General features: G+C 62.7%; 10 protein-coding genes. 1 reads left to right on the forward strand and 9 read right to left on the reverse strand.

Going from position 1 to position 12,879, the window contains the following annotated elements:
- Positions 1-17: 17 nt before the first annotated feature.
- On the reverse strand, positions 18-1,178 hold the full coding sequence (locus HQ843_RS02195) for a mandelate racemase/muconate lactonizing enzyme family protein (RefSeq protein ID WP_210275267.1): 1,161 nt from the start codon (positions 1,176-1,178) through the stop codon (positions 18-20).
- Between the two features lie 71 nt (positions 1,179-1,249).
- On the opposite strand from HQ843_RS02195, the gene HQ843_RS02200 reads away from it, so the two are divergent.
- On the forward strand, positions 1,250-1,942 hold the full coding sequence (locus HQ843_RS02200) for a GntR family transcriptional regulator (RefSeq protein WP_246710251.1): 693 nt from the start codon (positions 1,250-1,252) through the stop codon (positions 1,940-1,942).
- A 3-nt stretch (positions 1,943-1,945) separates the two neighbouring features.
- Here the strand turns inward: HQ843_RS02200 and HQ843_RS02205 are convergent, their stop codons facing one another.
- The 8 genes from HQ843_RS02205 to HQ843_RS02240 all read right to left on the reverse strand — a co-directional run bounded on the left by HQ843_RS02205 (position 1,946) and on the right by HQ843_RS02240 (position 12,878).
- Positions 1,946-2,935 carry an aldo/keto reductase gene (locus tag HQ843_RS02205; protein WP_371822088.1) on the reverse strand — a complete coding sequence of 330 codons (990 nt, stop codon included), beginning with the start codon at positions 2,933-2,935 and terminating at the stop codon, positions 1,946-1,948.
- Positions 2,936-3,232: 297 nt separating this feature from the next.
- Positions 3,233-4,345 (reverse strand): ABC transporter permease, encoded by a 1,113-nt coding sequence (locus HQ843_RS02210; RefSeq protein ID WP_180900024.1) that lies wholly within the window; start codon positions 4,343-4,345, stop codon positions 3,233-3,235.
- Positions 4,346-4,348: 3 nt separating this feature from the next.
- Positions 4,349-7,120: a ribosome-associated ATPase/putative transporter RbbA gene (rbbA, locus tag HQ843_RS02215; RefSeq protein ID WP_180900023.1), complete on the reverse strand. Its 2,772-nt coding sequence runs from the start codon at positions 7,118-7,120 to the stop codon at positions 4,349-4,351.
- Entirely contained in the window at positions 7,117-8,187 is a 1,071-nt protein-coding gene (locus tag HQ843_RS02220) for an HlyD family secretion protein (protein WP_371824611.1), read from the reverse strand. The genes rbbA and HQ843_RS02220 overlap by 4 nt, the downstream gene beginning before the upstream one ends.
- A gap of 313 nt (positions 8,188-8,500) precedes the next feature.
- The gene (locus HQ843_RS02225; protein ID WP_246710252.1) at positions 8,501-10,453 is read right to left on the reverse strand and encodes a 3-hydroxyacyl-CoA dehydrogenase NAD-binding domain-containing protein; all 1,953 of its coding nucleotides are present in this window, start codon (positions 10,451-10,453) and stop codon (positions 8,501-8,503) included.
- Position 10,454: 1 nt separating this feature from the next.
- Complete coding sequence (locus tag HQ843_RS02230; protein ID WP_180900021.1) at positions 10,455-11,156, reverse strand: ABC transporter ATP-binding protein; 702 nt, start codon at positions 11,154-11,156, stop codon at positions 10,455-10,457.
- Positions 11,143-11,925 carry an ABC transporter ATP-binding protein gene (locus HQ843_RS02235; RefSeq protein WP_180900020.1) on the reverse strand — a complete coding sequence of 261 codons (783 nt, stop codon included), beginning with the start codon at positions 11,923-11,925 and terminating at the stop codon, positions 11,143-11,145. Before HQ843_RS02235 ends, HQ843_RS02230 begins: the two co-directional genes overlap by 14 nt.
- The gene (locus HQ843_RS02240) at positions 11,922-12,878 is read right to left on the reverse strand and encodes a branched-chain amino acid ABC transporter permease (RefSeq protein ID WP_180900019.1); all 957 of its coding nucleotides are present in this window, start codon (positions 12,876-12,878) and stop codon (positions 11,922-11,924) included. Before HQ843_RS02240 ends, HQ843_RS02235 begins: the two co-directional genes overlap by 4 nt.
- Position 12,879: the final 1 nt, after the last annotated feature.

Below are 12,879 nucleotides of genomic sequence, written 5' to 3' on the forward strand. Positions count from 1 at the left end.
GACGGCCGGTCGCTGGCTCAGGCTGGTACGGCCAGGATTTCGGGCGCCGAGCCCGGCGGCACCGGACCGATGGCCTCAGCCGCGACAATCTCCGGTCTGGCCCATTCCTTGCGCGTCGCCTCGTTCAGGACGAGACCGTGGCCGGGCCGTTCCGGCGCGATGAAAAAGCCGTCGCGGATCTCGTAGGTCTCCTCGACGAGGTGGTCGAAATTCTGGAACGAATATTCGAGCCACTCGACCTCCGGCAGCGCCAGCGCCGGATGCAGGCCAACCTCCAGAAACGTGTTGCCGAGCGAAACCGGAACGCCAAGCTCGGCGGCAAGCCAGCCGACATGCATGACGTCGGTGATCTGGCCATGGACATTGACCATGTCGGTCGCCCCCGCCGTCATCAGCGCGCGCTTGCCGGAGGCGTCGAGATATTCGCCGGAATTGATCATCGTGTTGCCGGTCGCCTCGCACAGCATTTTCAAACCGGAAAAATCCGAGCGCAAAATCGGATCCTCGACCCAGGTGAGGCGATAGCCAAGCGCCTCGATCGCGTTGATCTTGATCAGCGCCTCCTTGGCGCCCCACGCCTCGTTGGCGTCGATCATGATCCGGGCATCGGCCCGCACGGCCTTTTTCAGGAGGGCAAGCCTGTGCAGATCCCATTCGAAATCGGGATGCCCGACCTTGATCTTGAAGGCGGAAAAGCCCTGCGCGTCCGCCGCACCGAAAAGCGCGGTGAATTCGTGATCGCTCAGATGAAAATCAAGCCCGGAGGCGTAGGCGCGGATCCGGTCCTTGTGCCCGCCGCCCAGCAGCCGGTAGAGCGGCAGGCCGAGCTGTTTGGCAAACATGTCCCAGAGCGCGACCTGCACGGCTTCATAGGCAGGAATGGATGCCGCGCGCTGCTTGCCGCCGCGCGGCCGGGAAACGCGATGCACCAGCGCACCCGCCTGCTCGCCCTCAAGCGCGGGAAAAACTTCCGCCGCGAAAACGCGCGTCAGCTCCTGCTCCGAGGGCAGCGGAAAGAACAGCGACTGGATGAAGCCCAGTCCGACGGTTCCGTCCTCGGCAATCAGTTCCAGCGCGGCCACATGCACGTCATCGGCACGCACCTGGCTGTCGCCGATCGGACGATGGCGACGAAACTGGTAGCGTGTGATACGAAAGCTCGCTATGGGCATGGGCATCTGGTAGACTATTCCCGATGATTGATATATCAGATGGCGGACGTAATATACTTATCGAGAGTGAGAGACAAGTGGTTTCTTCGAAATTGTCGAATTCCGGCGCTGCCGCGCCCCATGGCGCGAAACGCCTCAGCGACGTTGCGTATGAGCGGATTCTCGAACATCTGTTCGCGAAGAAGCTGCCGGCAGGCGCCTTCGTCTCGCAAAACCAGCTCGTCGAGATGCTGGACATTCCGGTTGCGCCGCTGCGCGACGCCTTGCGGGTTCTGGAAGTGGAAGGGGTGCTGACCATCCATCCGCGTTCCGGCATCGAGTTCGTCAAGCCGGGGCTGGAACTGACGCGCTCGACCTATCAGTACCGCACGATACTGGAATGCGCGGCGGTGAAGGTCTTCGCCGAAACGGCCAGCGACGAGGAGATCGCCGCGCTTCTGACGCAGCATGAAATGCTGTCGGAGGCGATCGGCCGGACCGGTCTCGACGATCAGGCTCTCGCGGAGATCGAGCGGCTCGAGGCGGCGCTGCACGATTCCATCATCGGCGCGCTCGACAACCCGCTGATCAATTCCAGCTACAAGCGCATGCACAACTATCTGCGGCTGGTGCGGCTCGACAGGAAGATGACGCCGCCGCTCGCCCAGCGCTCGCTCAACGAGCACATGACGATCCTCAAGGCCTGCCGGGCGCGCGCGGTTCAGGGGGCGGAAGACGCGGTCCGAGCCCATTTCGAAGCGGCGCTGCGCCGCCATATGGGGCTTTATTGAGGATCAGCGGATCGTAAAGGGCAGGATCTCGCTGAGGAAATCCCGCGGCAGCGCCGTGCCGAACTGTTCCAGATTGCGCATCAGGCTGTAGCGTTTACCCGTCCCGATCAGGATATGCGAGACGCAAGGGTGATCCGCCGGAAAGTTGATCGCGGCTTCCGGCAGCGCCAGGCCGTAGCGCCCGGCAATGGCGGCAATCGCGGCGACCTTTTCCTGAATGTCGGGCGTTGCCGGCTCATAGTTGAAATGCGCGTCCGGCCCCGGCCCGGTCGCCAGTATGCCGGAGTTGAACACGCCGCCGATGACAAGACGGGTTCCCGCGACGCGCGCGCGCGGCAGCAGCGCTTCTTCGGCAGAGCGGTCGAGCAGCGTATAGCGCCCGGCAAGCAGGATCTCGTCGAACTCCGCATGGTCCATCAGATCAAGACAGACCGCCGTTTCGTTGACGCCGAGGCCGAAGCCTGCGATCGCCCCTTCGGCCTTCAGTCTTTCGAGAGCCTTCAGGCCGGAGCCGGTCAGGTCTCTCATATGCCGCGCATTGGCCTCCGGCCCGTGCGCGAATTCGCCGATGTCGTGAACGTAGAGAATATCGATCCGGTCAAGGCCGAGGCGGGCAAGGCTCTGCTCGTAGGAACGCATGATGCCGTCATGGCTGTAGTCGAAGCGCACGCTGTGCCTCAGATGCCCGAACGGCGGGTCGGGCGCATCGTCATCAGGCGCTTCCAGCAGCCTGCCGACCTTGCTTGAAAGGGTAAAGTCCGCGCGCGCCTTCTCGCGCAGGAAATCGCCGACAAGCTGCTCGGATAGACCCAGGCCGTAAAACGGCGCAGTGTCGAAACGACGGATGCCCGCATCCCATGCCGCCTCCAGCACATCGCGGGCATCTGCGACCGAGACCGGCGCATAAAGACCGGCCAATGCCGCGCAACCGAACGCGATGCGCGCTTTCTGCCCCTCGTCTGTCAACAGCCTCTCCTTAGATATCAATTTCATGATTTGATATATCTGTACCCGGCAAATAGCAAGGACCGCGCCGACACGATCAAAACCCCATGAGGAAACGCTGACGGCGCGGCGCATTGCCGGCACGGTCGACAACCCGACCTTTGTCAGCGTCGATGACGTTTCCGGCGTCATTTACGCCAACTCCGAGTTTTTGGCTGGCACGAAGGCACCACCAGCGCCCTTGCCTTTGACGCCGGAGAGGGAGCGTTCAGAACGCTGACAGAGGATGCGTGGAAATACCCCTGATCACGTCTTAATAAATGACAATGAACAGCGGACACGCACCTATTGCATAAACCCGCGGAAACGGCGCAGGGCGATGGCAAACAGCGCCAGTCCGAGGGCAGCCAGCCAGACGAATTGCGGCCAGACGACATCGAAGCCCGCGCCGCGAAACAGGATGGCCTGCGACAACGTCACATAATGGGTATTGGGCGCCAGCAGCATGATGTCCTGAATGAATTGCGGCATGCTTTCGCGCGGCGTCATTCCGCCGGAAAGCACCTGCAACGGCATCAGTACCAGCATCAGCAACAGACCGAACTGCGGCATCGAGCCCGCCACGGTCGCCAGGAAAATGCCGAGCGAGCACATCGAAAACAGCATCAGCGCGCTGCCGGCCATGAACAGCGGCATGGAACCGTTGACCGGCACGCCGAGAATGCCTTCGACCACGATCACAAGGGAAAGCGTCGAGGCGACGAGGACGACGAGGCCGATCGACCAGATCTTGCTGACCACGATTTCGAGGGCGGTGACCGGCATGACCAGAAGGTGCTCGATCGTGCCATGCTCGCGCTCGCGGATCAGCGCCGCGCCGGACAGGATCATCGACAGCATGGTGATGCTGGTGATGATGTTGATGATCGAACCGAACCACATCTGGCTGAGCTGCGGATTGTAGCGGGCGCGGATATCGAGAGAGACCGGAATTTCGCTGCCGCCGGGAAAGCGGTTCAGATATTCGCTGACGGTGTTGTCGATAATCTGCTGGATGTCGTTATTGCCGGTGAAGGCCTGCGTCATGCGCGTGGCGTCGATATTGAGCTGCAGTTCCGGCTTTCGCCCGGCCAGAACGTCCCGTTCGAAATTCGCCGGAATATCGAGCACGAAGGTCGATGTTCCGGTGTCTAGCCGGGCGTCCATCTCGGCGGTGTCAATGATCTCAGGCTCGATGAAATAGGGGGGATAGAAGGCATCGATAATGCGATACGACAGCGCCGAGCGATCCTCGTCGACAACCGCGATGGCCGCGCGGTTGAGCGTTTCCGGCATGGCGGAGGATTCCATGTAGATGGACAGCGAAAAGGCGTAGACGATGAGAACGACCATCAGCGTATCGCGGCCAAGCCCCCGTAATTCCTTGATGCCGAGCTGGAGGATATTGGAAAACCGCATGACCTACCTCGCCTGCTTGCCGAGCAGCAGCGTGCTGGCAATCGTCAGAACCGGAATGGCGATGAGAAGCGGCACGAAGGCAGCCTGAAGGTCGGCAAAGCCGAGCGCCTTGGTGAAGGTGCCGCGCGATATCGTCACGAAATAGGTGGCCGGGTAGATCTCGCCGATAAAGGCGCCGAAGCCCTGAAGCGCGCTGACCGGATCGATGAGGCCGGAATACTGGATTGCCGGAATGAGGGTGAGAAGAGCGGTGGCGAAAAGCGCTGCGATCTGGCTGCTGGTAAAGGTCGACACCAGAAGGCCCATGCCGGTGGAAATGATGACGAAAAGCAGGGCCGCCAGCGAAAAGGCAAGCATGCTGCCGGTAAAGGGCACCTGAAACACCATCAGCGAGGTTGCCAGCAGCAGGGCGAAATTGAACATGGCAAGCACGACATAGGGCACCTGTTTGCCAAGCAGGAATTCGAGCCTGGTCGTCGGCGTGACATAGAAATTGACGATCGAGCCCAGTTCCTTTTCCCGCACCACGGAAAGCGTGGTGAGAATGGCGGGAATGAGCATCAGCAGCATCGGAATGACCGCCGGCGCCATGGCGACGAGGCTGCGGATATCAGGATTGTAGCGATAGCGCGCGGCGACCGAATAGGCCGGATCAGCCGCACCCGCCCCGTAGATTTCCGCGATCTTGCGGGTAAGCCATGTGGCATAGACGCCTTGAATATAGCCTCTGGCCGACGATGCGCGCTGCGGCATCGAGCCGTCCAGCCAGACGCCGACTTCGACATCGCGACCACGCGCCAGATCGGCGGCGAAATTCGGCGGAATTTCGATCGCGAAACTGATTTCCCCGTCGCGCATGCGCCTGTCCATATCGGCGTAATCGACAAGCGGGTCTTTCTCGTCGAAATAGCGCGATCCGGAAATATCGAGCGTCAGGTCCCGGCTCGTCACGGTCTGATCGCGGTCGAGCGTGGCATAGCTCAGGTTTTCGATATCGAGATTGATGCCGTAGCCGATCACCAGCAGCAAAATGACGCTGCCGATGATCGCCATGGTGGCGCGGATCGGGTCGCGGCGCAGTTCCAGCGTCTCGCGCCAGGAATAGGCCATCATCCGGCGAAAATCGAAATGACGTCTCAGCGCCCTTTCGGTGACCCTGTCGTCGGCATCATCCTTTCCGGTATCTTCGGCGATAACCGGTCCTTCCGTCCCTTCCGCCCCGTCCGTCACCGCTTCCAGATGGCTGATGAAGGCCTCTTCGAGCGTTGCCTTCCCGCTGGCCTCGATGATCGCTGCCGGCCGGTCGCTCGCCAGCACCCTGCCGGCGTGCATCAGCGAAATCCGATCGCAACGCGCCGCCTCGTTCATGAAATGGGTGGAGACGAAAATCGTGACATTGTCGTTGCGCGAAAGCGCGATCAGCATGCGCCAGAAGTCGTCCCGCGCCACCGGGTCAACACCGGAGGTCGGCTCGTCCAGGATCAGGATATCCGGACTGTGGATCATCGCGACCGCCAGCGACAGGCGCTGGCGGATGCCGAGCGGCAGCGCATCCGGCAGGCTGTCGGCAACGTCGGCGAGATCGAACCGCGCGATCATCTCGGCAACGCGCGGACCGATCGTCTCCGCCGGCAGCCGGTAAAGCCGCGCGTGCAAATACAGGTTCTGCCTTACGCTCAGCTCGGTATAGAGCGAAAAGGCCTGAGACATATAGCCGACCCGCCGGCGCACATCGAGATTGCCGGGATCGAGCGGCTGGCCGAACAGCTTTGCCGTGCCCTCGCTCGCGTCCAGAAGCCCGGTCAGCATTTTCATGGTCGTGGTCTTGCCGCAGCCATTCGAGCCGAGAAAGCCGAAAATCTCGCCCCGGCGGATGCGGAAGCTGACATCGTCGACGGCGGTGAAATCGCCGAACCGCTTGCTCAGATGCTCGGCCTCGATGGCGCAATCACCGGCATCGTCGTCCTCGCGCGGGGCAATGTCCACCGCCGGCCGGTCGCGGCGGACCGCTTCCGGCAGCAGCGCCACGAAAGCATCGTCGAGATTGTCGGTGGCGGTCGCGTGCAGAAGTTCGGCCGGGCTTCCCGTGGCAAGAACATTGCCGTCATTCATCGCCGCCAGCCAGTCGAAGCGCGCGGCCTCTTCCATATAGGCCGTCGCGACGACGACGCTCATGCCGGGGCGCGAGGCGCGGATACTTGCGATCAGGCTCCAGAACTGGCGTCTGGACAACGGATCGACGCCGGTCGTCGGTTCGTCGAGAACCAGAAGATCGGGGTCGTGAATGAGCGCGCAGCAAAGCCCGAGCTTCTGTTTCATGCCGCCTGAAAGCTTGCCGGCCGGCCTGTCGGCAAAGGGCAGCAGTCCCGTACTCTTCAGCAGGGATTCGATGCGCCGCCTGCGCTCTCTATGGGCATGGCCGAAAAGCCGGCCGAAGAAATCGATGTTCTCGTAGACGGACAGCGTGGCATAGAGATTGCGGCCAAGCCCCTGCGGCATATAGGCGATACGCGGGCAGACGGCGCGGCGGTGCCCGTCATCGGAGATATCGCCATCAAGCACGGTGACCGTGCCGGTCTGCACCTTGCGCGCGCCGGCCACCAGCGACAGCAGGCTCGACTTGCCGACGCCGTCCGGGCCGATGAGGCCGGCCATGCAGCCGGCGGGAATCTCAAGCGATATGCCGTTCAGCGCCGTCGTCTTGCGAAAAAGCAGGCTGACGCCCTCAAGGCGGGCGACTGTGGCGGCGCCATCCTGCTTATCCGCGGCGTTCATTGGGCGAGATTTCCTTCAAGCGCCGCGGGCCATGCGGCATCGGGGTCATAGCGCACATAGGCGACGCCCGGCAGGCCGGTCTTGACGAGGTCGATATACTTGCGCAACAGAGCCGGGTCGATGCGGGCCTTGACCCGGAACATCAGCTTCTGGCGCTCCACCTCGGTCTCGACGGTCTTCGGCGTGAACTGGGCGACGTCGGAAACGTAGGAAATGCTGGCGGGGACGGTGAATTGCGGCGCGGCATCGAGCACCAGCCGGGTCTCGGCGCCGATTGCCGTCAGGCCCGCCTGTTCCGTCGGCAGGAAGAAGTTCATGTAGACATCGGTCAGGTCGACGACGTTGAGAATACGCCCGCCGGCCGCGACGATCTCGCCCGGCTGGGCGACAAGATACTGCACGCGTCCGGGGCGCGGCGCGGTCAGGGTGCTGTCGTCAATGATCGACTGGATATAGTCTATACTGGCCTCAGCGGCATCGATTGCCGCCTCTGCCTTTGTAAGCTGCGCCTCGGCGGTACTGATGGCCGCGCTTGCGGCGGCGGATGAGGCTTCGCCGGCGGCCATGGTGGCCTTCGCCTGCAACGCCGCCGCCTCGGCATCCTCAAGCGTCTGCCTGGAGGTGACGTTTGTCTGCACCAGCCTCTGTATGCGCGCATAAGTGGCCTCGGCGGAATTGAGCAGGGCCTTGCGCTGCTCGACGACGGCTTCGGCGGCCCGTTTTTCCGCCTTCGCCTGTTCAATCGTCGCATTGGCCGCATCAACGCCGGTGCGGGCGCTACGCAGATTGGCCTCGGCCTCGCGTTTTTGCGCCTCGATCTGCCTGGTGTCCATCTGCACCAGTTTCTCGCCGGCCTGGATGAAATCGCCCTCATTGACGAAAATCTCGCTGATGCGCCCGGCGGACTTGGCGGAGATATCGATTTCCGTCGCCTCGATACGGCCATTCCCGCTGGCAATGCCTTCAGGAAGAGTGTCGCCGTTGAGATTGCGCCACGCGGCATAGCTGCCCGCCGCGACGGCCGCCAGGACGATGATTGCGACCCATTTACCCAAACCTGTCCGCACTTTGTCATCCTCCATTTCGGCGTGATATTTCACCCGACACAGCCATAACACTCTTTCCATCCTATCGGGCGGAAAGATCGTGACAATGCGGCATGTCGTCTCCGTATCTCGGACCTTACAAAGCTGATTTGCATGTGCCCCGGGAAGCGAGCGAAATTTGGCGCGGTCAGGCTGAATATGTCGGATTCGGTGCTCGCGAAAACTCGTTGTGTCCGAGACCACCCGCGTTTCGCCCGCGAGCACGGATGAAGAGGCCGGCGCGAGAACGATCAGGTTGGTCGCGGCGCAAGAGGTTGATGTCGGCTTCCCGGGCTCAGCCGCCTTCGGCAAACATCGGTCCGCCCCTGTGGCGCGGAAAGCCGTAGCCGTGGATTTCGACGAGATCGATATCGGCAGGCTTTTCGGCAATGCCTTCGGCAAGGATTGCCCGCCCCTCACCCGCCATCGCGCCGACAAGCCTTGCCGCGATTTCGTCGGCGCTCAGGGCTGCGTGCCCGGCGATCCGGCTTTTCAACAATGCATGCACGGTCTCCGAGATGATCGGCTTCCGGTTTCCCGGCGCGTAATCATACCAGCCGCCGCCGGTCTTGTGGCCCTTGCGCCCGGCGCGCACCAGAATATCGCCCAGCGCTTCCGGCACGTTCTCACCGTTCGCCCGCGCGCCCTCGCGCTGCAGGAAGGCGATGTCGAGGCCGCCGAGGTCCTGGGCCTCGAACGGACCCATCTTGAAGCCGTAGCCGCGCATTGCCGCATCGATATCTGCGATCGCGACGCCTTGCCCGACCAGTTCTTCCGCCGCCGCGCGATAGCGCTTCAGGATACGGTTGCCGATAAAACCCTCGCAGATGCCCGCGCGCACCGGCACCTTGCCGAGCCTTTTGGCAAACGCAAAGGCCGTCGCCAGCACCGTTTGAGAGGTCTCTGGCGTCGGCACGATTTCCAGCAGTTTCATCACATGGGCGGGTGAAAAGAAATGCAGGCCGATGAAACGTTCGGGGTGCGCCAGGCCCTCGGCGATCAGGCGAGGATCGAGATAGGAGGTATTGGTTGCAAGCACCGCATTGGCGCGGCAGACCTCGCCGAGCTTTTCAAAGACGGCGCGCTTGACCGAGATTTCCTCGAACACCGCCTCGATCACCAGATCGCAATCGCTGAGCGCACCGTAATCCGTGACGCCGCCCAGCGACATCATCAGCGCCGCCTGGCCCGCCTCCGTCAGCTTGCCGCGCTTGACGGACCCGGCGAGGATGCCGTCGATCGTGCGGAGGCCGCGCGCAACCGCCTCCTCGTCGCGCTCGATCAGCGTGACGGACAACCCGGCATTGAGCACTGCGGCCGCAATCCCGGCACCCATCGTGCCGCCGCCGATCACGCCGACGGACGACAGCGCCACCGGTTCGATGCCCTTCAGGCTTTCAGGGCGGGAGGCGGCACGCTCGGCAAAGAACACATGACGAAGGGCGGCGGCTTCTTTCGAGGCCCGCAGTTCAAGAAATTTTTCCCGCTCATGCCTCATGGCCACATCGAACGGGTTTTCCACGGCAAAGCGGACGGAGGCCAACGCTTCCTGCGGCGCGCGATAGCCAGGCTTTCTCGCATCCTTTTCGGCGGCTGCCCAGAAATCCTCGGCAGGTGCCGCGACCGCACGCTCCCGGGATTTCAGCGGCAGCGCCTTCTCCGGTATCCGTTCGGCAAAGGAAACGGCCTCTTCAACGAGATCGCGCTCGGCAATCGCATCGACCAGTCCAGCCGCAAGGGCCGCCTTTGCCTTCATCGGACGGCCGGAGACGACGAGTTTCACCGCTGTCTCGACGCCCGCCACGCGCGGCGTGCGCACCGTGCCCGAGGCGCCGGGAATAAGGCCAAGCGTCACTTCCGGAAGACCGACGGAGGCCATGGCGTCGGCGATCCTGAAGCGACAGCCGAGCGCAATCTCGAAACCGCCGCCAAGCGCGGAACCATGAATGGCGGCCACCCACGGCTTCTTCGCGTCCTCGATCGCGGCAACCACATCCGGCAGGTGTGGTTCCTGTGGCGGCAGGTTGAACTCGCGCACATCGGCGCCGGCGATGAAGGTGCGTCCGGCGCAGGAAAGAACCACCGCCTTCACCTGATCATCGCCATCAAGCGTTTCGACGGCAGAGACCAGCGCGGCGCGCACGGCATTCGACAATGCGTTGACGGGCGGATTGTCGATGGTCACCACGGCAACGGAGCCGCGGCGGTCGATGGTCATCACATTCATATCGGATTCCAGGATCGGCATGTCAGATTCCAAGATAGGCCTCGCGCACCTGCGGATCGGCGATCAGGGCGGCCGCCGGCCCTTCCATGGCGATGCGGCCGGTTTCCATGACATAGCCGCGATCGGCGATCTTCAGCGCGCCGAAGGCGTTCTGCTCGACGAGAAGCACGGTCACGTCGCGCGCCTTCAGGGCCTTTATCACGTCAAATATCTGGGCAACGAGCAGCGGTGCGAGCCCCATCGACGGCTCATCGAGCAGGAGACAGGCAGGTCGGCCCATAAGAGCGCGCGCGATCGCCAGCATCTGCTGCTGACCTCCCGATAGCCCACCAGCCACAAGGTTGCGCTTTTCCTTCAGGATCGGGAACATCGCATAGGCATCTTCCATGTCGCGTTCCACCCGGTCATCGGTGAACAGGAAGGCGCCGAGCCTGAGATTTTCCTCGACCGAGAGATTGGTGAATATCTGCCGGCCCTCCGGCGACTGGGCAAGGCCGTGCTTCAGCCTTTTATAGGCAGGAACGGAGGTCATCACCTCGCCGCGGAAGATCATCTCGCCGTCAGTAACCCGCTGGAGACCGGAAAGACACTTCAGAAGCGTCGTCTTGCCGGCGCCATTGGCGCCGACGACGGTGACGATCTCTCCGGATTTCACCTCGAGATCGATGCCGTGCAGCACCTCGATGCGGCCATAAGCCGAGCGCAGGCCCTTAACCGTCAGCATCGGCGGCCTCCTCTTCTGCTCCGAGATAGGCGGCAATGACCGCCGGATTGCGCGACACGGCTTCCGGGTCGCCCTCGGCAATCTTCTCGCCGTGATCGAGCACCACGATATGATTGGAAATCCGCATCACCATCTTCATGTCGTGCTCCACGAGGAGGATGGCGATGCCCGTCCTTGCGAGTTCGGCGATCAGCCGGTCGATCTCCTCCGTTTCCACCGCATTGCAGCCGGCTGCCGGCTCATCAAGCAGCAGAACCCGCGGGGAAACCGCAAGCGCGCGGGCAATCTCCAGACGCTTCAATGCGCCATAGGAAAGGTTTCCCGCCTGGCGCTCGGCCGCCTTTTGCAGCCCGACGCGTTCAAGCAGGGCCTCAGCCCCCCGGCGCGCTTCCGCCGCCCGCCTTTTCGCGGCTGGAAGCGCGAGGAGATCGGCGACGAGCGCTCCCTTTTCCTGAAGATGAAAGCCGGCGATGACATTTTCCAGCACCGTCATTTCCTGGAATATCTGCAGATTCTGGAAGGTGCGCGTCAGGCCGAGCGTTGCGAGTTGATCGGGCTGCCTTGCGGTAATGTCCCGGCCTTCCAGCATCACCTTGCCCTGGCTGGGCACGTAGACGCCGGAAATCATGTTGAACAATGTGGTCTTGCCCGCACCGTTCGGCCCGATCACCGAGACGATCTCGCCGGCCCTGGCCGAAAAACTGACATTGTTGACGGCGCGCAGGCCGCCGAAGGAGATGCCAAGCCCCTGAACATCGAGCAGGCTCATTCGTCCCTCCCCTTCAGTTTGCTTGCAATCGAAGGCAGAAGCCCGCGCGGCAGGAAGATCATCACCGAAATCATGATGGCGCCGAGGACGAGCTGTTCATATTCGGCAAACACGGTCAGCACCTGCGGCAGAAGCGTCAGGATCGCAGCACCCAGCATGGCGCCGAGAATGGAGCCGACACCGCCGAGCACCGCCATCGACACCATTTCGATCGAATGCATGAAACCGGCCACGTCGGGCGTGATGAACCGGTTCTGCAACGCCAGCAGGGAACCGGCCACCGAGGCATAGACAGCCGAGATGACAAAGGCCTGCAGCTTGACGCGGGCGACATCGATGCCGACCGTACGGGCGGCGACTTCCGAACCGTGCAACGCGCGCATGGCGCGGCCCGTCGGGCTTGTGGCGAGGTTCAGCGCAATCCAGACGCCGATGATGAGGACGATGCCGCAGAGACCGTACCAGAACGCGCCGCCGGAGATCCGCCAGCCCATGTCGCGCAGAAGGTCGCGCAGGCCGAGTTCCGGCACGGCCATGCCATCCGGCCCGCCGGTCAGTTGGCGCTCATTGGTGAGCACCAGCGAGACCAGAATGCCAAAGCCGAGCGTTGCGACCGCCAGATAATAGCCTTTGAGCTTCAGGATCGGCCTGCCGATGAGTGCGGCAACGCCACCCGAGATCACCGCGCCCAGAAGGGCGGCAAGGGCGGGGTGCAGGCCGAGATATTCCGGCGCAAGCGCGCAGGAATAGGCACCGATGCCGGCAAAGCCCGCATGGCCAAGCGAGATCTGCCCGGCATAGCCGATCAGGATCACCAGGCCGATGACCGAGAGCGCATTGACGAAGATCAGAGCACCGACGCGGTAGTAATAGCCGGACGGAAAGAAGAAGGGCAGAACCGCGACGAGCACCGCCACGATGGCGATCTGGATCCATTTCGAATGTGCGGACATG

Origin of the sequence: Martelella sp. NC20, from assembly GCF_013459645.1 — a bacterium.
Taxonomy (GTDB): Bacteria; Pseudomonadota; Alphaproteobacteria; order Rhizobiales; family Rhizobiaceae; genus Martelella.

Coding starts and splice junctions, on each gene's coding strand:
- HQ843_RS02205 (WP_371822088.1), bottom strand. CDS start 2,935: ATGAAATTGATATCTAAGGAGAGGCTGTTGACAGACGAGGGGCAGAAA.
- HQ843_RS02240 (WP_180900019.1), bottom strand. CDS start 12,878: ATGTCCGCACATTCGAAATGGATCCAGATCGCCATCGTGGCGGTGCTC.
- HQ843_RS02210 (WP_180900024.1), bottom strand. CDS start 4,345: ATGCGGTTTTCCAATATCCTCCAGCTCGGCATCAAGGAATTACGGGGG.
- HQ843_RS02195 (WP_210275267.1), bottom strand. CDS start 1,178: ATGCCCATGCCCATAGCGAGCTTTCGTATCACACGCTACCAGTTTCGT.
- HQ843_RS02225 (WP_246710252.1), bottom strand. CDS start 10,453: ATGCCGATCCTGGAATCCGATATGAATGTGATGACCATCGACCGCCGC.
- HQ843_RS02235 (WP_180900020.1), bottom strand. CDS start 11,925: ATGAGCCTGCTCGATGTTCAGGGGCTTGGCATCTCCTTCGGCGGCCTG.
- rbbA (WP_180900023.1), bottom strand. CDS start 7,120: ATGAACGCCGCGGATAAGCAGGATGGCGCCGCCACAGTCGCCCGCCTT.
- HQ843_RS02230 (WP_180900021.1), bottom strand. CDS start 11,156: ATGCTGACGGTTAAGGGCCTGCGCTCGGCTTATGGCCGCATCGAGGTG.